We start from the raw sequence: 22,929 nt of genomic DNA on the forward strand, positions 1-22,929 counted from the left end.
TGGAAGGACGCAGAGAATGGCCACCCAACCGCAGCGCAGCTTCATCGGCATCGGCCTGGCCCTGGGGGTCGCCATCGGCTCGGCCATCGGCGTAGCCATGGGCAATATCGCCCTCGGCATTCCCATCGGCATCGGCGTGGGCGTGGCGATCGGGGCTGGTCTGGACGCGGCAGACAAGAAAAAGCGCAAGGACCGGGACGGCGACGGCGGAACCCACGCCGCGAGTTCGGTCTTCGTCGGCGACCACGGCGGCCCATCCAAGCCGTCCCACGCCGACAACGACGGCGGCGGCTCCGATGCGGGCGGTGACTGAGCCCTATCGCCCCATCGCTGCCAATACGGCCCGGGCCGCCCGGTCCGTCTCCGCCAACGGTTCGTAGCTCCAGCTTTCAAGCCCGCTGTCGAAAAGCCGCGCCGCGCCCCGTTCTCTCAGATCGGCGTGCAGCCGCGCGAACTTGCCCGCCGGCTTCAGCGCCACCATCGGCAGGACGTGCACGGGCTTGCCGGTCGAGGCCGCCTCGGCCGCCATGTTGGCGCTGTCCTCGGTGACCAACACATGGTCCGCCGCCTGCAGGAAGGCGAACAGCGGGTTCGGCCCCTGGCCGTCCCAGATCCAGCCGGGCAGGGGGGCCAGCCGCGCGGTCATCGCCGCCTTGGCCGCCTCCGGCGTTCGGCGCGAGAAGCTCAGCATCAGCGACCCGCCCGCCGTCGTCACGGCGCCGGCGATCCTGTCAGCCAGATGGGCGGCATGCCCGGGGGTCAGGTCGAAGGCCTTGGACCGGCCCCCGATCAGCACCGCCACGCGCGGCCGGGGCAGGGGGTCGATCCGGTCGGCAAAGGCGGGCGCCGCCTCGGTCAGCCGCTCCGCCGTCACCCGATGCGGCGACCCAGTGATCGAGACGACGTTGGCCCCGCCGAGGCCGTCATGCGACGGAGCCACGACCATATCGAACAGGGCCGGGTCCAGCCGGGGATCCTGGGTCTGGACGACGAAGGTCTTTCCGCCGCTCTTGCGTCGCGCCGCGATGGACAGGGGCAGGGTCGCGCGGCCGGTGGCGATCCACAGGTCGGGCCACGCCTCGCCCGCCTTCGGGAAGGGGGCGTCGGACGCCGGGTCCAGCATCCATGTCGCTTTCAGGGAGGCAGGCAGCCAGTCGAACGCGGGCTTCCACCGCACCCGCTTCACGGCGATGTCGGACGGCGTCAGGCGCCCGACCGCTTCCGCCAGTCCGAGCGCCTGATTTTCCATGCCGACACGGCCGTCCGAGACGACCGCGATACCAAGGGGCTTTCGCCCTACTTCCACTCGACCTTGAGGATTTCGTAGGCCTTTACGCCGCCGGGAGTGTTCACCTCGACGGTGTCGCCGACGACCTTGCCGATCATGGCGCGTGCGATCGGGGAGGAGATCGAGATCTTGCCCTGTTTCACATCGGCTTCATGCTCGCCGACGATCTGATAGCGACCCTCGTCCTCGGTGTCCTCGTCGACGACCGTCACCGTGGCGCCGAACTTGACCTGGTCGCCCGAAAGTTTGGAGACGTCGATCACCTGCGCCCGGGACAGCTTGTCCTCGATGTCGGCGATAGAGCCCTCGATCCAGCCTTGGCGTTCCTTGGCTGCGTGATATTCGGCGTTTTCCGACAGGTCGCCGTGTTCGCGGGCCTCGGAGATCGCCGCGATGACGCTGGGACGTTCCACCGACTTCAATTGCTTAAGCTGATCGTCGAGGGAGCGGTAACCCTCGGCCGTCATCGGCACTTTTTCCATGTGGTCGTGATTTTCTGACTTGTCGCCCGGTAAACCCGAGAGGGACTTAGAAGGAGTTCTGGCGGCTATTCTGGTCGCTGGGCGCGCGCGACCGGCCGAAGAAGCTAGGGCGCCTGACGCGAAAACTCAAGGTCAGGCGGACTGTGGCTCCTCCGCCTATCGCACGGAGGGTGGCAGGGGGCGATGACGGGCGTGCGCCAACCTGCGGTCCAGCAGCGATTTCGCCACTCCATAGGCGATCCAGGCGATCAGTGCGGCGCCGATGAGGGCGAACGCCAGAGACGCCAGCATGGCCCCCGCCGCCATGAACGCGAGGATGAAGGCGATGGCCGCGCCCAGCGCGGCCGCGATCTGAATGGTTTTCAAGCGCATAGGCGGGTTAACGCGGCCGCCGCTGGCCGGTTGCGCCGCGTCAGCCCGCATCAGGCGTAGGCATAGGGGCCGCCTCGCCCGAGCGCGCGCTGATAGGCCGGCCGCGCGTGGATCGCCTTCAGGAAGGCTTTCAGCTTCGGCTTGTCCGCGCCGTAGGGCGCGCGCGAGGCCCCGGCTTCGAGCGGGAAGCTCATCATGACATCGGCGGCGGAGAAGGCGTCGCCAGCGAACCATTCGGACTTCGACAGCTCGCCCTCCCAATAGGCGGTGTGAGCGGCGATCTGGGGATCGATGAAGCTCGCCTGCGCCTTGTTCGCGATGGCCTTCACCAGCGGCCGCACCAGAGCCGGCGACCGGATCGGCAAGGCGGAAAACACCAGCTTCAGCAACAGGGGCGTCATCGCCGACCCCTCGGCGTAGTGCAGCCAGTAGGTGAAGCGCCGCCCCGCCTCCGTCCCCGGCGTCGGCTTCAGCCCATGGCCGGGATACGCAGCCAGCAGATATTCCACGATCGCCCCCGTCTCGGCGACGATGATGTCTCCGTCCTGGATCACCGGCGATTTGCCCAGCGGATGGATGGCGCGCAGCTCGGGCGGCGCCAGCATGGTCTCGGCGTTCCGCTCGTAGCGCTTCACCTCGTACTCCAGCCCCATCTCCTCCAGCAGCCACAGCACGCGCTGCGAGCGGGAGTTGTTCAGGTGGTGGACGATGATCATGGCGACGCTCCCCGATTTTGGCTCAGCTTAACCGGGTTGACGCCGGGGAGGGCAAGACCTTCAGGCGCGCCCGCTCCAGCGCCGACGCGGATGAGCCCGCGTCTGATCCTGACGCTGCGACTGCCGCCCCCGGTTCAGGTTCGGCGAGACCCCGCTCCGACGGCTCTGCCACAGCTCATAGGCCAGGGTGGCCAGCGCCAGCTTGCCGGCGTGACGCCCGGCGAAGCCGCGCCCGCCTTTGGACAGCAGCAGACCGCCGAGAACAGTGGCGATACGGGACAGGGCCATGATCAATTCTCCTAGAGTTCCCGACAGCAACGAGCAGGCACGGCTCAGGTTCACCGCTGTTGAATGCCTGCGCGCTTTCGCCCACACCAGAGCCATGACCGCACCCGAACCCCGGCTGACCTCTCTCGCCCACGGCGGCGGCTGCGGCTGCAAGCTTTCGCCCGGCGTGCTCCGCGATATCCTGTCGAAGACGCCGCAGGCCGCCGCCTTCCCTAATCTGATGGTCGGCACGGAAACCTCGGACGACGCCGCCGTTTGGCGGTTGAACGACCAGCAGGCCCTCGTCGCCACGACCGACTTCTTCATGCCGGTGGTCGACGATCCGTTCGACTTCGGCCGCATCGCCGCGACCAACGCCCTGTCCGACGTCTACGCCATGGGCGGAAAGCCCATCTTCGCCCTCGCCTTGGTCGGCATGCCGGTGAACGTCCTGTCGACAGAGACCATCGGCCGGATCCTCGCGGGCGGAGCCAGCGTCTGCGCCGAGGCCCGCATCCCCGTCGCCGGCGGCCATTCCATCGACAGCGTCGAGCCCATCTACGGCCTCGTCGCCCTCGGCCTCGTCCATCCCGACCGGGTCCTGACCAACAAGGGCGCCCGTGCGGGCGACGTCCTGATCCTGACCAAGGGGCTCGGCGTCGGCATTCTCTCGGCCGCCCTGAAACAGGAACGGCTGGATGAGGCGGGCTATGCGGCCCTGATCGCCTCGACGACGCGGCTCAACACGGTCGGCGATCTGGCGGGCATGGACGGCGTTCACGCCATGACGGACGTGACCGGTTTCGGCCTCCTGGGTCACGCGCTGGAGATGGCGCGCGGATGCGGGCTGGGCGTCGAGCTCGACGCTGCCGGTGTCCCGCTGCTGGACGGGGTGGAGGCCCTGGCCGGCGCCGGGGTCCGCACCGGCGCCTCGGGCCGTAACTGGACCGCCTATGGCGACGAGATCACCGTGCCGTCCGCCTTCACCGACTGGCGGCGCGATCTTCTGACGGACCCTCAGACGTCCGGCGGCCTTCTCGTCGCCGTCTCGGCCGAGGCCGCGCCCGCGGTCCTCGCCGCCATCCGCGCCGCCGGCTTCGACCGCGCCGCCGTGGTGGGCCGGGTCGTCGAGGGCGCCGGAGTGCGGGTCGTTTGATCCGTCGCACCACCGACCTGTCGCCCGCCGCCCGCGCCGGCTTCGACGCCATCATCGATGTCCGCAGTCCATCGGAGTTCGCCGAGGATCACATTCCCGGCGCGATCAACCTGCCGGTCCTCGACGACGCCGAACGCGCCGAGATCGGGACGATCTACGTCCAGCAGTCGAAATTCCTCGCCCGCCGGCTGGGCGCCGCCAAGGTCGCCCGCAACATCGCCGCCCATCTCGACGGCGCGCTGAAGGATCGCGACGGCAGCTTCCGCCCCCTGGTCCACTGCTGGCGCGGCGGCCAGCGGTCGGGCGCCATGGTCGCGGTCATGGACCAGATCGGCTGGCCGGTGACGGTCCTCGACGGCGGCTACCAGACCTGGCGGCGGCGGGTGCAGACGACCCTCTACGGCGAGCCCCGATGGTCCGTCATCCTGCTCGACGGCGGCACCGGCTCAGGCAAGACGGCGCTTCTCAGCAAGCTCGCCGAAAGGGGCGTCCAGACCCTCGATCTCGAAGCCCTCGCCGACCATCGCGGCTCCCTGTTCGGCGCGACCGGCCGCCCCCAGCCGCCGCAGAAGCTGTTCGAAAGCCGGCTCTACGCCGCCCTCGAAACCCTCGACTCGAGCCGCCCGGTCGTCGTCGAGGCCGAGTCCAGCCGCGTCGGCGCTCGAACCATCCCGCCGGCCCTCTGGTCCGGCATGGGGCAGGCCGCGGTCATCGAACTGGACGCCCCCGTCGCCGCCCGCGCCGCCTTCTCGGCCCGCGTCTATGCCGACATCGCCTCGGATGCGGCGGCGCTGGAAGACGCGCTGAACCGCCTGCCGCCGCATCTGTCCAAGGCCGTCATCGCCGAATGGAAGACCATGGCCCGCGATGGCCAGACCCTCGCACTCGCCGAGGCCCTGATCGTGGAGCATTACGATCCCGCCTACCGCCGAATGTCGGCGCGACGGGATCGCCTGCTGCTCGGTCGCATCATGATGACCGACCTGTCCGATGCCGAGTTGGACAAGGCCGCCGACCAAATCGTCACCGTCTCCCAGAGGGAGAAGGCTTGAGGCCCGCAGAGCGAAGCGATGTGTCTCGGCAGACAGGGTGAGGGCCGTGCGTTTCCGGTAGGGTCCAACCTTCGCCTTTTGCGCGGGTCCGATCGGCTGCGCCTCTCAGGCGCTCAAGCCCTCTGCGAACGGGAGAGAGCGGCAAGAATGCGGTCCGCCGCCGCGCCTGCCCCATCCTCCTGCATCGCCACCACGCCCAGCCGCCGCGCCGTCTCCAACACGCCTGCGTCCCCCAGCAGCCCGCCCAGCCCTTCCGCCACCCGTTCCGCCCGATACCGCCCGCGCGTCACGACCGCCCCACACCCCAGCCGGGCCACGCGCGCGCCGTTGTCGAACTGATCTCCCAGATGCGGTACGACCAGCTGCGGCCGCCCGGCGCGCAACGCCTGCTGCGTCGTCCCGACCCCGCCCTGATGCACGACCGCCGCCGCTCTCGGGAACAACTGCGAGAACGGCGCATAGGCCACGGCTATCGCATCGCGCCCGTCCGCCACCCTGAGGTCCCCCTCCGGCCCGACCAGAAGCACCGCCCGCCGCCCGATCCGTCGCGCCGCCTTCAGGCTTTCGACGTAGAAGCCGCCGGGGATGTGCACCGCCGCCGAGCCCAGGGTGAACACCACCGGCTCAGATCCATCCGCCAGGAACCGCTCCAGCGCGGGCGGCATCACGGACGCCCCACCGGCTTCGGAATCATAGGCGGCGTATCCCGTGACCGCGAACCCGGGCGGCGCATCCGGCTGCGGCCATGCCAGTAGCGGAGAGTAGAGACCGAGCGACACGGGGCGGCTCTTCAAGCCATCGAGCAAGAGGTTCTCGTAGCGCGGCGGCAAACCCAGCCTGGCCCGCACCGCGTCGATGGGCCGGGTCCATCGTCCCGTCGCGGCCCGCGCGAGAGCCACCGTGGCGCGATTGACCGCCAGCTGGAGACCGCCCGTCGCCGGCCTCATCCAGGGCGTCTTCGGCAGGAGCGGCGGATCGTAGGGCGAGAAGACCACGGACGGCTGCAACGCTGCCGGTATGAAAGGAACGCCCAGCACATCCGCCGCCATCCCCGCGCCCGCCGCGAAGGTCGAACCGACGATCGCGACCGAGCCCTCCGCCGCCGCGGTGACGGCCCGGGCGCCATCCTCAAGATTAGGCAGCAGCATCTTCTCGAACAGGAAGGTGTTCGACTTCGCCACCCGTTCGGTCAGTTCGGCCTTATCCATGCCGAAGCGGCGCTCCAGCTCGGCCAGCCCCGGTCCTATGGAATGAAAGATCAGACCTTCGGCGAGGATCTTGCCTCCGTAGTCGACCGAGGTCGCGATCTCCGCCTGCACCCCGCGCGCCTTCAGGGCGAGACCCAGAGCGATGAACGGATGCAGGTCGCCGAGCGAGCCTGCGGTGCAGAGGACGATGCGGAGAGCCATGGCGAACCCTAGCACCGCAAGGTGACGCCTCGAACTAGCCCCGCGCTCGCGTGAGCGCCTGCCGCGCCGCCGTCCACTGCGGCGCCCGTTCCAGCGCGGCCTCGTACCGGCGCGCCGCCCCCCGCGCATCGTTCTTCGCCATCAGCACGTCGCCCCAGCCCTTCAGCGGATCGGCCCAGTTCGGGCTCCGGCGGCTGGCCTCGCGGAAATCGGCCTCGGCGCCGTCCAGGTCGCCCCGCGCCAGCTTCACCCGGCCCCATTCCGCGTGCGCGAAGGGCAGGGAGGGCGATTGACGCACAGCCTCGGCGAACCACCGGTCGGCCCTGGCCCGGTCGCCGGCCTCTTCGGCGATGACCGCGCGGGCGATGACGCACTGGTAGCAGTCGGTCCGGGTCGCTGCGATCACGCGGGCCGCCCGCTCCGTGTCTCCGGTCCGCGCCATGGCCATGGCCAGATACGGGTAGATGACGACGCGCCATCGCGTGTCTCCGAACGCGCGATTGTCCGGGTCCACGGCGCCCAGATGGCGGACGACCCCGCGCCAGTCCTCCGCCTCCCAGGCCAGCTGCGCCTGGAGCGCGGCATTGATCGCACCCGCCGCCTCCAGGATCTCGGGCGGCGCGTCGGCGGGCGGCGAGGACAGTCGATCCAGGGTGGCCCGGGCGCCATCGAGATCGTGCGACGCGACCTGCATCGAGAAGATCGAGCCGATCATCTGCTCATCGTCGGGGCGGCTCTCCAGCGCCCGTCGATAGCCTTCGATCGCGGTGCGCGCATCGCCGATCTCCTCGGCGGCGATGGCCGCGGAGGAGTCCCGCATGTAGGCCAGCCCTTCCTCGCGCAGGAAGCGATGACCGTCCGACCGCGCCAGTCGCGCCGCCAGAACAGCGCTTTGGTAGGCGTCCTCCGCATGGTCCATGCCGGAAAGCGCCCCCCATCGGTTAGAGTAGGCGAGGGCGAATTTCGGCTCCACCGCCAGGGCCGCGTCGGCCTCACGCACTGCCCCGTACCAATCGCCCCTGTTCTGCAGGACCAGATTCAGCGCCGAATGGGCCCACATCCGGTCGGCCTTGTCGCCGGATTTGATGAGGGCGCGCAGCGCCGCTTCGGATTTGGCCGCGCCCTCGGCGTCGCCCCGCCGGTTGAGATAGATGGCGTAGCGATAGGGCTGGGTCGCCGCATAGACCTGTTCGGCCGCCGCCTGGATCATGGCGTCCAGATCGCCTTCGCCGGCGCCCGTCTGGGGCGTCGCCGTCGCCGTGCCCGTGCGGGCGGTCAGGGCCAGGCCGGTCGGCGTGCGGTACAGCTCACCGCCGATGGTCGTCTGTTTCCCCAGCCACTCCACCAGATACCGCCGCAGCTCCCCGACCGAGACCCCGGTCTGAGGGATCTGCACCTTGATGTCGCCGTTCCAGTTGTTGGCGTAGGTCGAGGGCGCGCGGACCGAAACCGTCTGGTCGCTCATCTCGCTGAGCCGGTCCAGCAGTCGGCTGGCGATCACCTGGCCTGTCACCCCGCGCTCGGCGAACTCGGGCGGGACCGAGAAGGGTTCGATCACCAGACCCCGCTCCTGCGACGCCTCCCAGATCAGCGACCCGACCAGCAGGGCCGCCACCACCCCGACGACCCCGGTCAGGACTCGCAGCCCGAACCCGGCCCGCTCCTTCAGGATCTGCCAGCCCAGCAGCTGTTCGTGCTTGAGCAGGACCCGCCGCGCCGGACTGTCCTCGCCCCCCTCGCCGTTCGCCTCGGCCTCCATGGCGATCTCGATGGGGTCCGGCGTGGTGGGCGCGGGCGCGCGGCGGCGCGAACGCCCCGTCTTCGGCTGGTCGGTCATTGAACGGATCCCCTTCGGGAAACGACGGTTACTCAAAAAGCCCGAGAGGTCAAACGGTTACAGGCATCGCAACGCGATCGCGCAAAACGCCTCCCGTTTTGCCGGCTGAGGCCTTAGCGTCGTCGCCATGACCCGATCACGCACGCGCGCCATCTTCACCTCGCTCAGCCTCTGGGTCATGGTCGCCCTGGTCGGAGGCCTGGCGGCGGGCGCGGCGGCGCAAGCGTATGGCCTCCCCGGCGGCCACGGGACGGTCGCCGTTATCGACGCCCTGGGCCAACTCTGGCTCAACGCCTTGCGCATGACGATCATCCCCCTGGTCTTCAGCCTGCTGGTCACAGGCATCGCCTCGATCGCCGACGCGGCCGCGACGGGGCGACTGGCTCTGAAGGCCGTCATCGTCTTCGCCGTCCTGCTGGTCGGGGCGGTGATCTACGCCTTCGCCTCGTCGCTCGGTCTCCATGCGCTGTGGCCCATCGGCGCAGAGGGCTCCGCCGCCCTTCTGGCCGGCGCTCCGCCGGAGGCCGCGCGCGAGGTGGCCGCCAATGTCGGAGGCGGCGGCTTCGGCGCCTTCCTGACCAGCCTGGCTCCCGCCAATCCCATCCGCGCCGCCGCCGACGACGCCATCCTGGCCATCGTCGTCTTCGCCATCGCCTTCGGTTTCGCCAACACCCGGCTGGAGGCCCGCCTGCGCCAGCCCATCGCCACCTTCTTCGAGGCCGTCTCCAACACCATGATCGTCATCGTCCAGTGGGTGCTGGCGGTGGCGCCGTTCGGCGTCTTCACCCTGGCCTTCGGCGTGGGCCTGCGCGCCGGCCTCGGCGCCGCAGGGGTGCTGGGCCACTATATCGCCCTGGTCTGCCTCAGCCTGATCGGCCTGATCCTTCTGACCTACGGGGTCGCCACCCTGGCCGGCCGCATCGGCCTCGGCCGCTTCGCGCAAGGGATCGCCCCGGCCCAGGTCGTCGCCTTCTCGACCCAGTCCTCGCTCGCCTGCCTGCCCATCATGGTGGAGCGCGCCGTGGGCCGCCTCGGCGTCTCCAGCGCCACCGCCGGCCTCGTCCTGCCGCTGGCGGTCGCCGTCTTCCGCATCACCAGTCCCGTCGCGAACCTCGCCGTCGTCATCTACGTCGCCCGGCTGACGGGCACGGAGATCACCACCGCCTCCATGCTGGCCGGAGGCTTTGCCGCCCTCGCCGTCAGCGTCGGCACCGTGGGCCTGCCGGGACAGGTCAGCTTCTTCGCCTCCATCGCCCCCATCTGCCTGGCCATGGGCGTCCCGCTGGAGGTCCTGCCCCTGTTGCTGGCGGTGGAGGTGGTGCCCGACATCTTCCGCACCGTCGGCAACGTCACCGCCGACCTCGCCGCCGCCCGCATCGTCGAGGGCCGCGACGCCGCCGCCGATCCCGAGGCCGCGGCGGGGATCTGAAACAAAAGCGGCCCGCCCCGGAGCCAGCCAAGGTTCGGAACGAGCCGCGCCGGCGCGGTTGGGGCCAAGGCCGGCAATCCTTGGACGGCGCCAGACCGGCGCCACCTCAAACGAAATCGCGCATCCCTTAGCGCGCCACGAACTTCAGCTTTTCCAAGGCGGTGGCGGCGCGCAACAGGGCGGTCGCCTCCGCCGTCCGGCCCTGGCTCAACAGGCCGGCCGCCCGGCGCACCGCCTCGCTCAGCGCCTGAAACGGATCCATGGCCGGAGCGTCCATGAGGTCTTCCAGGTCAGGCCCCGGACCCTCGACCCCGCCCCGGATCGGCTTCAGGTCGATGCGCGCCGCATGGGCCTTGCGCGTCCAGCCTTCGGCCATGGCCCGGCGTCGGAGGTTCGCATAGCCGACGTCGAACCGCCGCACGAGCGAGGGCGCGGACTCTCCCGCGATATAGGCCTGCCGGACCTGCGCCCAGGTCTCCGGCCCCCGATATTTGCGCAGACGATGGTGCTCCATGCGAACACCCTGCCACGCGCCTGCGTCGAAAACGGTCGCAGGCGGGTCTGCACAATCGGCGGGGTTCTGCAGCATTTTGCGCAAGTCGCCGCAACCGAACCGGTCGGCTTCTGCGGTCGATGCCTGCCGAAACACCGGGAGCGGATCCGAGACCGCACGCAACGCCTGCAGTCGAGCCCCGTTGTCACTCAGGCGTCTGGCGGCCTGACCGGGCGTTCGTCCTGCCAGCAAGGCTCCAGAACCCGGTCCACGGAGTTCGCCCAGTCAACCCAGGGGCCCCCAAACGATGAGAACTGAATCTCGTGACCGGTCTGGCCTCGACCGGGCGCCCAGAAGATGTGAGGTCCGGGGCCGTCCGCCATCGGCGGGGGCGGAGGGGCGGTCTCTCGAATTCGCATTCGACTGGCCTCGTCCAGCGGCAGGATCAAGATGGGAAGCGCCAGGTCATTGGCGGGCCTGAGCACCTCGGTCAGTCCTGAACAGGTTCGACTGTCCGCCCACTGGATCTGTTCCTGCACCTCCCAGGAATCGAGCGCGCGCCGAACGAAGATGACCGGCTCGGCCGCCGGGTTCGAGGGCCATGCCCCCATCGAGTAGAACTCGGACACCCACCGTCCGCCACGATGGGTGGCATAGCCGATGACCAGACCGCCGCCCGGGTTATGCGCATGGCTCGCACTGATCCCGATCCTTGGCGGATGGGGCTGTTCGGGCTCCCGCGCCTGACGACCCCTTTCTTCTCGGGACACCGGATAGGGCTGTGGCCCGACCAGCCGCGGCGTAACGGCCGTCGGTCCGGTTTGGATACCATGCGCTTGCAGCAAACCGGAGAGTGTCCGGAACCGGGGGGTGGTCACCGTCTCCGGTCGACAAACCGCATCGGCCTGCTTCTGGCGTTTCGGATCGATCGCCACGCTGACAAAGACGCCGTCGGGATCCGATGTCCGGATCGGATCCGCCACGCCGCTGTAGGTGTATGACCCTCTGACCAGAAACGTCCCGTCGGCGCACCGGAAGGCCAGAAACTCGTCGGTCGACGCGGGCGTGGTCCATCGCGTGGCGGCGGTGCCTTGACGATGTTCGGTGTGGACCGCCGCGAGGACGTAGTCCTTGCCCTCGGGCACGAAGGCGAACCCGACGTTGACGGCGCTGACCTCGCGGTCGCTCGCCTCCGTGACGACCCAGAAGTCTACGCTCGATTGGACCGCCAAGAGGCTTGCGAGCAGCAGGGCGATGATCATGCGCACACACCACCACAACGCAGGTCCGCACGCCAGCGTTGAAACGATCCGACGACCCGGTCTGCCATCGACAGGCCGACCGTGGTCTCTCCGATGTCAGGGCCAATGCACGATCTGCAGGAATGTGCGGAATTCTGCATGACCGGCCTAACCGAATTCACCGGCTTCTGCAGTCAATGCCTGGCCGAAATCACCGGGAGTTGGTCGGTGACTGCAAAGCCTGCAAATCGCTTGGCATCCACCCGCTCAGCAACCACCAGACGATCCCCGCGACCGCCGCCAGATGGATCAGGATGACAAGCCCCAGCTCGGTCCGGAATGGTTCCTTGCGCGTCTTGTGACGCAACAGGTGCTGACCTAGCCACGCGCCGAAACCGCCAAACAGGGCCGCCGTCAGCAGCGTCGCCTCGGGCGTGCGTCGGTGACCGGCCTTAGCCGCCCGCTTGTCCTGCCAGAACCGCACGAAAGCATGCAGGTTGGCGAGGGCCAGACCGATCAGAAACAGATCGATCCGGCTCATCGGCATCAGTGCGCGAAGGCCTGGATCGGCTTCACATCCAGCGCGTCCGCCCGGATCGCGCCGATCCCCTGCGCCGCCGCGAGGGCGCCGGCCGCCGTTGTATAGTAGGGGATCTTCGACATCAGGGCCGAGCGACGCAGGCTGAAGCTGTCCTGCAGCGACTGCTTGCCCTCGGTGGTGTTGATGACCAGCTGGACGTCGCCGTTCTTGATCGCATCGACGATGTTCGGGCGGCCTTCCAACACCTTCTTCACATAGCCGACCTTCAGCCCCTGGGCCTCCAGATAGGCGTGGGTGCCGCCGGTGGCGATGACCTCGAAGCCTTGGGCCAGCAGCAGTTTCACCGCCTCGACGATGAAAGGCTTGTCGTCGTCCTTGACCGAGACGAAGGCGCAGCCGGACGTCGGCAGGGTGGTGCCGCCGCCGATCTGGGACTTGGCGAAGGCGCGGGCGAAGGCGGGGGCCATGTCGGTCTCGCCCGGACGCTTGAAGTCCAGGCCCATGACCTCGCCGGTCGAACGCATTTCAGGGCCCAGAATGGTGTCGACCCCGGCGAAACGGGCGAACGGGAAGACCGCCTCCTTGACCGCGATATGGTCGTAGGGCTTGTCGGTCAGGCCGAAGGATTTCAGCGGCACGCCGGCCATGACCTTGGCGGCGATGGCGGCCACGGGCTGGCCGATGGTCTTGGCGACGAAGGGCGCCGTGCGGCTGGCGCGCGGGTTCACCTCCAGCACGAAGATACGCGGTTCTTCGCCGTGCGGCTCTTCGATGGCGAACTGGACGTTCATCAATCCGCGCACCTTCAGCGCCCGCGCCATGGCCTCGGTTTGGCGCTTCAGTTCGGCGACAGTTTCGGGCTTCAGCGACCACGGCGGCATCGAGCACGCACTGTCGCCCGAGTGGACGCCGGCTTCCTCGATGTGCTCGAGCACCCCGGCCACGAAGACCGTCTCGTCGTCGCACAGGGCGTCGACGTCCACCTCGGTGGCGCGGTTCAGATAGTGGTCGATCAGGACCGGATCGTCGCCCGAGACCTTCATCGCCTCGCCGACGTAGCGGTCCAGTCCCTCGCGGTCGTGGACGATCATCATCCCGCGTCCGCCCAGAACGTAGGAGGGGCGCAGCACGACCGGATAGCCGACGCGATCGGCCTCGCGCGCGGCCTCCTCGGCCGAGCGGGCCAGGCCGTTCGGCGGCTGCTTCAGGCCGATGTCGTTCAGCATCTGCTGGAACCGCTCGCGGTCCTCGGCCAGGTCGATGGAGTCCAGCGACGTGCCCAGGATCGGAATGCCGTCCTCGTGCAAGGCATGGGCCAGCTTCAGCGGCGTCTGGCCGCCGAACTGCACCACGACGCCGATCAGTTCGCCGGTCGACCGCTCGACCTCGATCAGCTCCAGCACGTCCTCGGCCGTCAACGGCTCGAAATACAGACGGTCGGAGGTGTCGTAGTCGGTTGAAACCGTCTCGGGGTTGCAGTTGACCATGATGCTCTCGACGCCGATGTCCGCAAACGCGAACGCCGCGTGGCAGCAGCAGTAATCGAACTCGATCCCTTGCCCGATCCGGTTCGGCCCGCCGCCCAGAATTACGGCCTTTTTCAATCCCGTAGGCTCGGATTCGCACACCGGGATCTGGCCCAGGGCGCCGGTCTCATAGGTCGAATACATGTAGGCGGTGGCCGAGGCGAACTCGGCCGCGCAGGTGTCGATCCGCTTGAAGACGGGACGGACGGCCAGGCTGCGGCGCGCGGCGCGGACGGCCTTCTCGGTCGAGCCGGTCAGTTGGGCCAGACGGGCGTCGGAGAATCCCTTGGACTTCAGCTTCCTGAACTCGGTCGGGTCGGTCGGCAGGCCCTGGACCCGGACATGACCCTCGGTGCGGACGATGTCGGCGATCTGGCGCAGGAACCACGGCTCGTAGGAACAGGCGGCGTTGACCTCCTCGACCGACAGGCCGTGGCGGAAGGCCTGGGCGATGACACGGATGCGGTCGGGCGTCGGCTGGCCCAGCGCCCGCACGACGGCGGCGCGGGCCGAGGCGTCGTCCTCGACGTCCACCGTGCCGTCGATCTCGATCTCATCGAAGCCCGACAGTCCGGTCTCGAGACCACGCAGGGCCTTCTGCATCGATTCCTGGAAGGTCCGGCCGATGGCCATGACCTCGCCGACCGACTTCATCGAGGTGCCGAGCAGGGGCTCGGAGCCCGGATATTTCTCGAAGGCGAAGCGGGGGATCTTGGTCACCACGTAATCGATCGACGGCTCGAAGCTGGCCGGCGTGACCTGGGTGATGTCGTTCTGCAATTCGTCCAGGGTGTAGCCGACGGCCAGACGGGCGGCGACCTTGGCGATGGGAAAGCCGGTGGCCTTGGAGGCCAGGGCGGAGGAGCGCGACACGCGCGGGTTCATCTCGATCACGACCATGCGGCCGTCGGCCGGATTGATCGCCCACTGCACGTTCGATCCGCCCGTCTCGACGCCGATCTCGCGCAGCACATTGATCGAGCCCGTGCGCATGCGCTGGTACTCTTTATCCGTCAGGGTCAGGGCCGGAGCGACCGTGATGCTGTCGCCCGTGTGCACCCCCATCGGATCCACGTTCTCGATGGAGCAGACGATGATGCAGTTGTCCGCCGTGTCGCGGACCACCTCCATCTCGTACTCCTTCCAGCCCAGCACCGATTCCTCGATCAGCACCTCGGTGGTCGGCGACAGGTCGAGGCCGCGCAGGACGATCTCCTCGAACTCCTCGCGGTTATAGGCGATGCCGCCCCCGGTGCCGGCGAGCGTGAACGAGGGGCGGATCACGGCGGGCAGGCCCACGAACTCCAGCCCGTCCAGCGCCTCTTCCATCGAATGCGCCGCCTTGGAGCGGGGGCTTTCCAGACCCAGCTTGTCCATGGCGTCGCGGAATTTCTGCCGGTCCTCGGCCTTGTCGATGACCTCGGCCTTGGCCCCGATCATCTCGACGCCGTACTTGGCCAGGGCGCCCGACGCATCCAGCGCCAGCGCCGTGTTCAGCGCCGTCTGCCCGCCCATGGTCGGAAGCAGCGCATCCGGCCGCTCCTTGGCGATGATCCGCTCGACGAACTCCGGCGTGATCGGCTCGATATAGGTCGCATCGGCCAGCCCCGGATCGGTCATGATCGTCGCGGGGTTGGAGTTCACCAGGATGACCCTATATCCCTCGGCCTTCAGCGCCTTGCACGCCTGAACGCCGGAGTAGTCGAACTCGCAAGCCTGACCGATCACGATCGGCCCCGCCCCGATGATCAGGATGGATTTGATGTCCGTACGTTTCGGCATCTCAGCCTCCTCTCAGTTCGTCACGACCGCGCATTCCCAGCCATCGTAGTCCAGCTGGAAGGCCGCGGCCCAGGATTGCATCATGGCGCTGACGGGGGCGAAGGACGCCTCGTCGACCGCCATGGTCGTTTCAAGAATGGTGGCGTCGTCCTGGCCCTTGGTCAGGAAACCGGCCCGCCGCGCGACCTCGTTGAGGTCATCGTGGTCCCCCTCGCCGTAGAAGAAGAACAAGGTATGGCGCGGCGTGATTCCCGTATCCCCATGGGTCATCAGGGCCGCGCGAACCGCGGCGTCCCGTTCCTCATGGTTGATCACATCGTCGTGCAGGGTCGTCTCTCGCGCGCGAACGCCGGCGACGCGTCTCGGCGGCCGGTGTCGTTCGGGTTGTCGGTTAAGCGGCCCGTTTAGAGACGGCGGCCCCGCTGAGCAAGCCGGGTCTGAGGTGACTCTCGCACAACACCTCTCCGCGTCATTGCGTCACGCCGGCCCCAGTCGCGACCGAAATATGGCAATTCAGTTGCAAGATTACGCGCTCTAGGGGCAAGATCAGGCACTTCCGCCAGCGCAACTGACGGATCCTGATTTCACGGAGTGACTGTCATGCTTTTTCGCAATCGGCTGCGGCAATCGTCGGCCATCGCGACCGGCCTGTTCGCTGCAATGATGTTCGCAGCCCCCGCCTTTGCCCAGAACGCGCCAGCTCCCGCTCAGGATCCCGACGACGAGGACGCCACCGAGGTCGAAGAGATCGTCGTCACGGGCTCGCGCATCCCGACCAATGAGTTCACCAGCGCCTCGCCGGTCCAGATCATCAGCGCGGAGCGCGGAGCCCAGCGCGGCCTGAGCGACACGGTTCAGCTGCTGCAGTCGTCGACCCTGGCGGCGGGCTCGGCCCAGGTGAACTCGACGATCTCCAGCGCCTTCGTCACGGACGGCGGCCCCGGTGCGGCGACGATCTCGCTGCGCGGCCTGGGCGCCAACCGCACGCTGGTCCTGCTGAACGGTCGTCGCGCCGGTCCGGCGGGTACGCGCGGCGGCGTGTCATCGTTCGACCTCAACGTCATCCCGCAGTCGTCGATCGACCGCATCGACATCCTGAAGGACGGCGCCTCGTCGATCTACGGTTCGGACGCCGTGGCCGGGGTCGTGAACCTGATCACCGAGCGCGCGCGCGACGGCGGCATCATGAATGTCTTCGCGACCGTGCCGATCGAGGGCGGCGGCGAGCAGTACAACGCCTCGCTGGCTTGGGGCAAAAACTTCGACCGCGGCTATCTGAACCTGTCGGCGGACTTCTATCGCCAGGAAAAACTGGCCGCCGGCGAGCGCGACTATCTGGTCTGCCGCAACCAGTATGTGTTCGAGCCGGGCACCCGTAACCGCGCCGACCGAATTGATCCACGCACCGGCGAGCCCCAGTGCACGGACCTGGCCTGGGGTCAGATCTACGTGTACGGCCCCGACTTCTCGGGCCGCGCCGGCCGGTTCCAGTTCGATTACGACGGCAACCTCGGCCAGTACATTCCGCGTCGCCCGACGAATCCGGCTGTCTCCGCCACCTATCCGACCGCGCCGACCGGGTTCTATATCGTCAACTACGACGACCCCTCGCGGGCCGTGGTCAACAACCTCAGCGAATACGCCCTGGAAGAGTCGATCGTCCCGGAAACGACCCGCTACACCGTCTTCGCCGAGGGCGCCTATGACATCGGCGGCGGAGTGGAGGCCTATGCCGAAGTCCTGCTGAACCGCCGCGAGAGCCGCACCGACAGCTATCGCCAGTTCTGGAACTACACCTATACCCGCGACTTCCTCGATCTCGTCTACGGCGGCGGCGGCGGGGACCCGGTGACGGGCTTCAGCGGTGCGAACCTGCTCAGCGCCACGCCCATCACCGACCACTTCGACCAGTCGCAGACGGTCGACTACACCCGGGTCGTCGGCGGCTTCCGCGGCGCTCTGAGTGGTTGGAGCTGGGATGTCTTCGCCCAGTACAGCCGCTCCGACGGCGAATACACGTCGGACGTGATCCTGCAGGACGCTGTGGATTCCACCAGCTTCAAGACGGTCTCGTGCGTCGGCACCACCCTGCCGGTCAGCGGCCGCCGCTGCATCGACGTCGACTTCACCCGTCCGGACTTCCTGGCCGGTCGCCTGACCGACGCCGAGAAGGCTTTCCTGTTCGATACGGAGACGGGCCAGACGATCTACGAACAGGTCTATCTGGAAGGGAACATCGGTGGCCAGATCATGGATCTGCCGGCCGGCCCGCTGGGCGCAGCCTTCGGGTTCCACGTCCGTCGCGACGAGATCGAGGACACCCCGGGCGCGGTGACCCTGGCGGACAACAGCTGGGGCCTGTCGGGCGCCGGCGTGACGGCGGGCACCGAGGAGACGAACGAGGCCTATGCCGAGTTGGCCATCCCGCTGCTGCGCGACCTGCCGTTCGTCCAGAGCCTGGCCCTGTCCGTTTCGGGCCGCTACACGGACACGAAGACCTCGGGCGACGCCTCGACCTACAAGGTCGGTCTGAACTGGGCCCTCAACGACGCGGTCCGCATCCGCGCCACGCATGGCACGTCGTTCCGCGCTCCGGCATTGTTCGAACTCTATCTGGCCGACCAGACCAGCTTCATCGGCCAGCGTAACATCGATCCCTGCTTGAACCTGGATCAGCGCGTGGCGGAAGGCACCCTGGCCGCGACCGATCCCCTGTACGTCAACTGCCGCAACCCGGCAGGTCCGGGCGGCGGCGTGCCCGGCAACTACAACGGCGGCGTGTCGTCCTCCGAAGTCGTCACGGGCGGTGGTTTGGGCGTGTTGAACCCGGAGACGTCCAAGGCGACGGTCGTCGGTGTGATCCTGACGCCGCCCGACAGCAACCTGAGCATCGCGGTCGACTATTTCGAGATCAAGATCGAGGACCAGGTCGACACCCTGTCGGCGGCCCAGATCCTGTCGGCTTGCTACACCTCGGAAAACTTCCCTGGCGACCCGCTGTGCCGTCAGTTCGACCGGACCGCGGCCCAGGGCATCACCCAGGTTCGCGCCAGCTTCCTGAACATCGCCGAGCAGAACAATCGTGGCCTGGACTTCACGGGCCGGTGGTATCACGACTTCGACTTCGGCACCGTGACCCTGGACACTCAGACGACCTGGACGTTCGAAACCAATGAGGCGACCTTCGCCGACTTCGGCACCGACTTCCTGGGCGACGTGGGCAGCCCGGAACTGGTCGGGAACGTGAATGTCAGCATCGAACGCGGCCCGTGGACGGCGTTCTGGGGCTTCGACTGGATCGGCAACCAGGACAACCGGCCCGATCGCGTGCGTAACGGTCAGTCGAACTTCCAGGTCATCGACGGCCGCACGACCGAGATCAAGGCCTACGCCGAGTTCACCGGCTTCCACAGCCTGTCGCTGTCCTACAAGGCGGAAGGCTGGACCCTGTCGGGTGGTCTGGCGAACCTGTTCGACGAACTGCCGCCCGCAGCGTCGTCGACGGCGATCGGCACGACCGGCAACTCGATCCTGTCGTCGCAGTACACCGAAGCCTACTACGGCCGCCGCGCCTTCCTGCGGATGTCGAAGTCGTTCTGATCCGCATCAGACTGGCTTATGAAACGAGGGCGGCGGAACGATCCGCCGCCCTTTTTCGTCCGCGTCGCTTTCAAGGAACGCCATGGCCATCATCAAGGGCATGACCGACACTCTGGACGTCGAGGTCGCGCGGTTCAGCCAGGCCCGGCTGAAGCAGCCCGTGCTCGTCAACAGCATCCCCAAGGGCGGGACCCATCTGTTGCGCAACGTGATGCGGATGTTCGTCCCGGTCGACCAGCACCACGACCGGGACTTCGTGCAGATCCCCAACATGCACCAACACCTGGACGCCTTCGATCCAAACGCCCCCAGGTTGGCGGCAGCGCATCTGCTGTTCAGCGACCAGTCCCTGGCCAACATCCGGTTCGCCAGACACATCCTGCTGGTGCGCGATCCCTATGACTGGGTGCTGGCGCGGGCCCGATTCTTCGTTTCGGACGAGTTCGAGCAGGACAACATCCAGCACTTGAAGACGCCTGGTCTGTTCTCCGCCGAGGCGTTGCTGAACATGATGATCTTCGGCGTGCACCAGAAGTCGCCGGCCCTGATCGACATCTACACCCACAATGCGGCCGCCTGGCTGGGGACCGGCGTGCATCTAATCCGCTACGAGGACCTTGTCGCCGCTGTGCGCGATATCGAGGCGCCGCAGAGCGAGGCCCTGATCGCCGGCTTGCTGGCCGCCGCCAACATCGACCGTCCAGACGATTGGCGAGACCGGGTCCTCGCCGGAGCCGACCGCAAGAAGAGCCGCACCGCCCGCGAGAACCTGAAGCTGCCCGAGGGGCTGGTCTTTCCCGATGTGCTGCCGGACGTCCAGAAGGCTCTAGTGGACTTCCACGCGCCCGGCCTGCGAGCGCTGCTCGGCTACGCCTGAGGGCCGTCAGGCCCGTTCGGCGATCCAGGCAGGCAAGGCTGCGATCGTGTCAAGGAGGCCGAAACGCGGGTGATCGACGGGCGGCTCCGCGATCTCGTGCGCCCAGGTGACGTGGTAGGGGATGTGGACGGCGAAGGCGCCGGCCTCGATGGCCGGGATGACGTCCGACTTGACCGAGTTGCCGGCCATGACGGCCTCCTCGGCGCCCGTGCCGTGGCGGGCGAAGACGCGGTCGTAGGTTCCGCGATCCTTCTCCGAGACGATCTCGACGGCCGCGAACAGGTCGCCGAGACCCGAGGCGGCGACCTTCCGCTCCTGATCCATCAGGTCGCCCTTGGTGATCAGGACCAGACGGAATTTCTCCGACAGGGCGGCCAGGGCCTCGTCGACGCCGGGCAGGGTCTCGACGGGATGAGCCAGCATATCGCGGCCGGCGGCCAGGATCTCGCGCACGACCTCCGGCGGGGCGCCGCCGTCACACAGTTCCATCGCAGTCTCGATCATCGACAGGGTGAATCCCTTCACCCCATAGCCGTAGAGGCGAAGGTTGCGCCGCTCGGTGTCCGCCATCCGCGCTTCGATGGTCGCCTCGTCGCCGTGATCGGCCAGAAGGTCTACGAACCGCGCATGGGTCAGGCGGAAGATGGTCTCGTTGTGCCAAAGGGTGTCGTCGGCATCGAGCCCGACGGTGGTGATGGTCATGGGAGGCGTCCGGTTGAGCGCCCACCTCCTCGCTTGCGTCGATCCCGGGGTCAACGATCGTGTTGCAGGGGCCCTGCAGACTCGCCATTCAGGCGAGATGGACAGGATGCAAGACGAAGGCTCGGCGGTGGTCATCGGCGCGTCCGGCGGCGTCGGCGCGGCGCTGGCGCAGGCTCTCGAGGGCTCGGGGCGGTTTGCCGAGGTTCATCGCTTCGCCCGTTCGTTTTCAGGTAAAGCGCATCTCGACCTGGAGGACGAAGCCAGTATCCGCGCCGCTGCCTCGCGTGTCGCCGAGGGGCCTGCCGCCACAGTGGTGATCGTCGCGACAGGCGTGCTCCACAGTGGTCGCCAGCCTGAGCGTTCCTACAAGGCGCTGGAGGCCGAACATCTTCTGCGGGACTATCGGGTCAACACGGTCGGTCCCGCGATGGTCGCCAAACATTTCCTTGCGGGGATGCCAAGGGATCGAAGGGCGGTCTTCGCCGCCTTGTCGGCGCGTGTCGGATCGATCAGCGACAACAGACTGGGCGGTTGGCACAGCTACCGCTCGTCGAAGGCCGGACTGAACATGGTGATTCGCAACCTGGCCATCGAACTGGCCCGATCCCATCCGCAGATGATCGTCACCGGGCTGCATCCGGGCACGGTGCGGACGGGATTGAGCGAACCCTTTCAGAAGGGCGTTCCGCCCGAGAAACTCTTCACGCCGACCCAGTCGGCCGCCCAATTGATGACTGTGATCGAAAGTCTGACGCCCGGCGACAGCGGAGGCGTTTTCGCCTGGGACGGCGCGCGCATTCCGGCATAGCGTTGCGTCATGAGCCAGACCGAAACCATCCCCCTCGAAGCCCAGCACAGCGGACGCAAGCTCGGCTGGGGCCTGGCGGCGCTCGTCGTGGCCGGCAACATGATCGGCTCGGGCGTCTATCTGGCGCCTGTGGCCCTGGCGTCGACAGGATCGTCCAGCCTGATCGGATGGCTGGTCTGCGGGGCGGGCGCCATGGTCCTGGCGGCGGTGTTCGCGGGCCTGGGGCGGTCCCAGCCGGACGCGGACGGGCTGACGGACTTCACGCGCCGGGGGCTGGGCCGGTTCATCGGCTATCAGACGGCCATCGCCTACTGGGGCGTCTGCCTAACGGGGAACGTCGCGGTGGCCCTGGCTGGCACCGGCTATCTGGCCTTCTTCTTCCCGGCCCTGGCCCAGCCCGGTCCGGCCGCCCTGTGCAATCTGCTGCTGATCGGAGCGACGACGGCGGCCTATGCGGCGGGGGCGCGGGTGGCCGCGCGGTTGGGCGCGGCGACCCTGATCATCGGACTTCTGCCCTTGCTGCTCGCCATCGTGGCCGGCGCCCTCGCCTTCAGCCCGCAGACCTTCTCCGCGTCGTGGAGCCCGGAAGGTCTGCCGCTGGCCCGGAGCGTGCCCGCCTCGCTGGTGGTCATCTTCTGGTCCTTCCTGGGGCTGGAGAGCGCGGCGGCCCTGTCGCGTCTGGTGCGCAATCCGGCGCAGGACGTGGGGCGGGCCAGCGTCGCGGGCGTCGGTCTGGCGCTGGTCGTCTACGTCGCCGCCAGCGTGGCGGTGTTCGGCGTCATCCCGGCTGGAGAGCTCGCGTCCTCGACCAGCCCGTTCGCCGATCTGGCGGCGCGGGTCTTCGGCGCCTCGGTCGCCGGCCTCGTCGCGGCCTGCGCGGTGGTCAAGGCGGTCGGCACCATCGCCGGCTGGACCATCCTGGGCGGCGAGACGGCGCGAAGTGCGGCCGAGCAGGGCTATCTGCCGCGCTGGTTCGGCTCGGCGGAGACGCCGGGCCGGCTGCCGCTGGCCAACCCCCTGATCAACGGAGCGATCATGGCCGGACTGGTGGTCATGACCTCCCAGCCGACGCTGGCGGGCCAGTTCGGTCTGCTGATCGGGGCCTGCACCGTCCTCACCGTCTGCCTCTACGCCCTGTGCTGCATCAGCCTGTTCCGGGCCAGCCGGGCGCCGGGGTGGAGGATTCTGTCGGTCGTGGGGCTGGTCTTTTCGGTCGGCGCCGTCGCGGCGGCCGCGCCGGGGAACATCGTGCCGGCCATCTTGCTGTTCGTCGTGGCCTCGGTCGGGTGGCTGTTCGTGCGGAGCAAGGCAGGCGGTCGCGTTGACCCCGGCTCGGCATCCCTTTAGTCAC

Annotated in this window: 21 protein-coding genes; 8 read left to right on the top strand and 13 right to left on the bottom strand. The window is 68.2% G+C overall.

Features of this window, described 5'->3' with window-relative positions; all coding sequences use genetic code 11:
• Positions 1-16 precede the first annotated feature (16 nt).
• Complete coding sequence (locus tag O5O43_RS01300) at positions 17-313, top strand: hypothetical protein (RefSeq protein ID WP_271085125.1); 297 nt, start codon at positions 17-19, stop codon at positions 311-313.
• Between the two features lie 3 nt (positions 314-316).
• Here O5O43_RS01300 and O5O43_RS01305 read toward each other — a convergent pair whose 3' ends face one another.
• The 5 genes from O5O43_RS01305 to O5O43_RS01325 all read right to left on the bottom strand — a co-directional run bounded on the left by O5O43_RS01305 (position 317) and on the right by O5O43_RS01325 (position 3,146).
• On the bottom strand, positions 317-1,249 hold the full coding sequence (locus O5O43_RS01305; protein WP_271085126.1) for a mitochondrial fission ELM1 family protein: 933 nt from the start codon (positions 1,247-1,249) through the stop codon (positions 317-319).
• Positions 1,250-1,296: 47 nt separating this feature from the next.
• Positions 1,297-1,770 carry a transcription elongation factor GreA gene (greA, locus tag O5O43_RS01310; RefSeq protein ID WP_271085127.1) on the bottom strand — a complete coding sequence of 158 codons (474 nt, stop codon included), beginning with the start codon at positions 1,768-1,770 and terminating at the stop codon, positions 1,297-1,299.
• 156 nt (positions 1,771-1,926) lie between these two features.
• Entirely contained in the window at positions 1,927-2,142 is a 216-nt protein-coding gene (locus tag O5O43_RS01315) for a hypothetical protein (RefSeq protein ID WP_271085128.1), read from the bottom strand.
• 50 nt (positions 2,143-2,192) lie between these two features.
• Positions 2,193-2,858: a glutathione S-transferase gene (locus O5O43_RS01320; protein ID WP_271085129.1), complete on the bottom strand. Its 666-nt coding sequence runs from the start codon at positions 2,856-2,858 to the stop codon at positions 2,193-2,195.
• Between the two features lie 60 nt (positions 2,859-2,918).
• On the bottom strand, positions 2,919-3,146 hold the full coding sequence (locus O5O43_RS01325; protein ID WP_271085130.1) for a cysteine protease: 228 nt from the start codon (positions 3,144-3,146) through the stop codon (positions 2,919-2,921).
• A 94-nt stretch (positions 3,147-3,240) separates the two neighbouring features.
• On the opposite strand from O5O43_RS01325, the gene selD reads away from it, so the two are divergent.
• Positions 3,241-4,281 carry a selenide, water dikinase SelD gene (gene selD / locus O5O43_RS01330; RefSeq protein WP_271085131.1) on the top strand — a complete coding sequence of 347 codons (1,041 nt, stop codon included), beginning with the start codon at positions 3,241-3,243 and terminating at the stop codon, positions 4,279-4,281.
• Positions 4,278-5,333 (top strand): tRNA 2-selenouridine(34) synthase MnmH, encoded by a 1,056-nt coding sequence (mnmH, locus tag O5O43_RS01335; protein ID WP_271085132.1) that lies wholly within the window; start codon positions 4,278-4,280, stop codon positions 5,331-5,333. The genes selD and mnmH overlap by 4 nt, the downstream gene beginning before the upstream one ends.
• A 113-nt stretch (positions 5,334-5,446) precedes the next feature.
• Here the strand turns inward: mnmH and O5O43_RS01340 are convergent, their stop codons facing one another.
• Both O5O43_RS01340 and O5O43_RS01345 read right to left on the bottom strand, forming a co-directional pair.
• Positions 5,447-6,742: a glycosyltransferase gene (locus O5O43_RS01340; protein ID WP_271085133.1), complete on the bottom strand. Its 1,296-nt coding sequence runs from the start codon at positions 6,740-6,742 to the stop codon at positions 5,447-5,449.
• Between the two features lie 34 nt (positions 6,743-6,776).
• The gene (locus O5O43_RS01345) at positions 6,777-8,579 is read right to left on the bottom strand and encodes a hypothetical protein (RefSeq protein ID WP_271085134.1); all 1,803 of its coding nucleotides are present in this window, start codon (positions 8,577-8,579) and stop codon (positions 6,777-6,779) included.
• A gap of 127 nt (positions 8,580-8,706) precedes the next feature.
• On the opposite strand from O5O43_RS01345, the gene O5O43_RS01350 reads away from it, so the two are divergent.
• Entirely contained in the window at positions 8,707-10,008 is a 1,302-nt protein-coding gene (locus O5O43_RS01350; protein ID WP_271085135.1) for a cation:dicarboxylase symporter family transporter, read from the top strand.
• Between the two features lie 127 nt (positions 10,009-10,135).
• Here O5O43_RS01350 and O5O43_RS01355 read toward each other — a convergent pair whose 3' ends face one another.
• The 5 genes from O5O43_RS01355 to O5O43_RS01375 all read right to left on the bottom strand — a co-directional run bounded on the left by O5O43_RS01355 (position 10,136) and on the right by O5O43_RS01375 (position 15,906).
• Positions 10,136-10,522: a hypothetical protein gene (locus tag O5O43_RS01355; RefSeq protein WP_271085136.1), complete on the bottom strand. Its 387-nt coding sequence runs from the start codon at positions 10,520-10,522 to the stop codon at positions 10,136-10,138.
• 188 nt (positions 10,523-10,710) lie between these two features.
• A complete protein-coding gene (locus O5O43_RS01360; protein ID WP_271085137.1) occupies positions 10,711-11,763 on the bottom strand; it encodes a hypothetical protein in 1,053 nt (350 codons plus the stop codon).
• Positions 11,764-11,953: 190 nt separating this feature from the next.
• Complete coding sequence (locus O5O43_RS01365; protein WP_271085138.1) at positions 11,954-12,283, bottom strand: DUF1294 domain-containing protein; 330 nt, start codon at positions 12,281-12,283, stop codon at positions 11,954-11,956.
• 5 nt (positions 12,284-12,288) lie between these two features.
• On the bottom strand, positions 12,289-15,591 hold the full coding sequence (gene carB, locus O5O43_RS01370; protein ID WP_271085139.1) for a carbamoyl-phosphate synthase large subunit: 3,303 nt from the start codon (positions 15,589-15,591) through the stop codon (positions 12,289-12,291).
• Between the two features lie 12 nt (positions 15,592-15,603).
• Complete coding sequence (locus O5O43_RS01375) at positions 15,604-15,906, bottom strand: hypothetical protein (RefSeq protein ID WP_271085140.1); 303 nt, start codon at positions 15,904-15,906, stop codon at positions 15,604-15,606.
• 285 nt (positions 15,907-16,191) lie between these two features.
• Here O5O43_RS01375 and O5O43_RS01380 point away from each other — a divergent pair, with 285 nt between their 5' ends.
• Together O5O43_RS01380 and O5O43_RS01385 are read left to right on the top strand one after the other, a co-directional pair.
• Entirely contained in the window at positions 16,192-19,191 is a 3,000-nt protein-coding gene (locus O5O43_RS01380) for a TonB-dependent receptor (protein ID WP_271085141.1), read from the top strand.
• An 82-nt stretch (positions 19,192-19,273) separates the two neighbouring features.
• Entirely contained in the window at positions 19,274-20,068 is a 795-nt protein-coding gene (locus tag O5O43_RS01385; RefSeq protein ID WP_271085142.1) for a hypothetical protein, read from the top strand.
• Between the two features lie 6 nt (positions 20,069-20,074).
• Here O5O43_RS01385 and O5O43_RS01390 read toward each other — a convergent pair whose 3' ends face one another.
• Complete coding sequence (locus tag O5O43_RS01390; protein ID WP_271085143.1) at positions 20,075-20,770, bottom strand: HAD family hydrolase; 696 nt, start codon at positions 20,768-20,770, stop codon at positions 20,075-20,077.
• A gap of 13 nt (positions 20,771-20,783) precedes the next feature.
• Between O5O43_RS01390 and O5O43_RS01395 the strand changes: the two genes are divergently transcribed.
• Positions 20,784-21,578: an SDR family NAD(P)-dependent oxidoreductase gene (locus O5O43_RS01395; protein WP_271085144.1), complete on the top strand. Its 795-nt coding sequence runs from the start codon at positions 20,784-20,786 to the stop codon at positions 21,576-21,578.
• 9 nt (positions 21,579-21,587) lie between these two features.
• On the top strand, positions 21,588-22,925 hold the full coding sequence (locus tag O5O43_RS01400; protein WP_271085145.1) for an amino acid permease: 1,338 nt from the start codon (positions 21,588-21,590) through the stop codon (positions 22,923-22,925).
• Positions 22,926-22,929 lie beyond the last annotated feature (4 nt).

This window comes from Brevundimonas sp. NIBR11, from assembly GCF_027912535.1.
GTDB lineage: Bacteria > Pseudomonadota > Alphaproteobacteria > Caulobacterales > Caulobacteraceae > Brevundimonas.

Coding starts and splice junctions, on each gene's coding strand:
- O5O43_RS01300 (WP_271085125.1), top strand. CDS start 17: ATGGCCACCCAACCGCAGCGCAGCTTCATCGGCATCGGCCTGGCCCTG.
- O5O43_RS01305 (WP_271085126.1), bottom strand. CDS start 1,249: ATGGAAAATCAGGCGCTCGGACTGGCGGAAGCGGTCGGGCGCCTGACG.
- greA (WP_271085127.1), bottom strand. CDS start 1,770: ATGGAAAAAGTGCCGATGACGGCCGAGGGTTACCGCTCCCTCGACGAT.
- O5O43_RS01315 (WP_271085128.1), bottom strand. CDS start 2,142: ATGCGCTTGAAAACCATTCAGATCGCGGCCGCGCTGGGCGCGGCCATC.
- O5O43_RS01320 (WP_271085129.1), bottom strand. CDS start 2,858: ATGATCATCGTCCACCACCTGAACAACTCCCGCTCGCAGCGCGTGCTG.
- O5O43_RS01325 (WP_271085130.1), bottom strand. CDS start 3,146: ATGGCCCTGTCCCGTATCGCCACTGTTCTCGGCGGTCTGCTGCTGTCC.
- selD (WP_271085131.1), top strand. CDS start 3,241: ATGACCGCACCCGAACCCCGGCTGACCTCTCTCGCCCACGGCGGCGGC.
- O5O43_RS01340 (WP_271085133.1), bottom strand. CDS start 6,742: ATGGCTCTCCGCATCGTCCTCTGCACCGCAGGCTCGCTCGGCGACCTG.
- O5O43_RS01345 (WP_271085134.1), bottom strand. CDS start 8,579: ATGACCGACCAGCCGAAGACGGGGCGTTCGCGCCGCCGCGCGCCCGCG.
- O5O43_RS01350 (WP_271085135.1), top strand. CDS start 8,707: ATGACCCGATCACGCACGCGCGCCATCTTCACCTCGCTCAGCCTCTGG.
- O5O43_RS01355 (WP_271085136.1), bottom strand. CDS start 10,522: ATGGAGCACCATCGTCTGCGCAAATATCGGGGGCCGGAGACCTGGGCG.
- O5O43_RS01360 (WP_271085137.1), bottom strand. CDS start 11,763: ATGATCATCGCCCTGCTGCTCGCAAGCCTCTTGGCGGTCCAATCGAGC.
- O5O43_RS01365 (WP_271085138.1), bottom strand. CDS start 12,283: ATGAGCCGGATCGATCTGTTTCTGATCGGTCTGGCCCTCGCCAACCTG.
- carB (WP_271085139.1), bottom strand. CDS start 15,591: ATGCCGAAACGTACGGACATCAAATCCATCCTGATCATCGGGGCGGGG.
- O5O43_RS01380 (WP_271085141.1), top strand. CDS start 16,192: ATGCTTTTTCGCAATCGGCTGCGGCAATCGTCGGCCATCGCGACCGGC.
- O5O43_RS01385 (WP_271085142.1), top strand. CDS start 19,274: ATGGCCATCATCAAGGGCATGACCGACACTCTGGACGTCGAGGTCGCG.
- O5O43_RS01390 (WP_271085143.1), bottom strand. CDS start 20,770: ATGACCATCACCACCGTCGGGCTCGATGCCGACGACACCCTTTGGCAC.
- O5O43_RS01400 (WP_271085145.1), top strand. CDS start 21,588: ATGAGCCAGACCGAAACCATCCCCCTCGAAGCCCAGCACAGCGGACGC.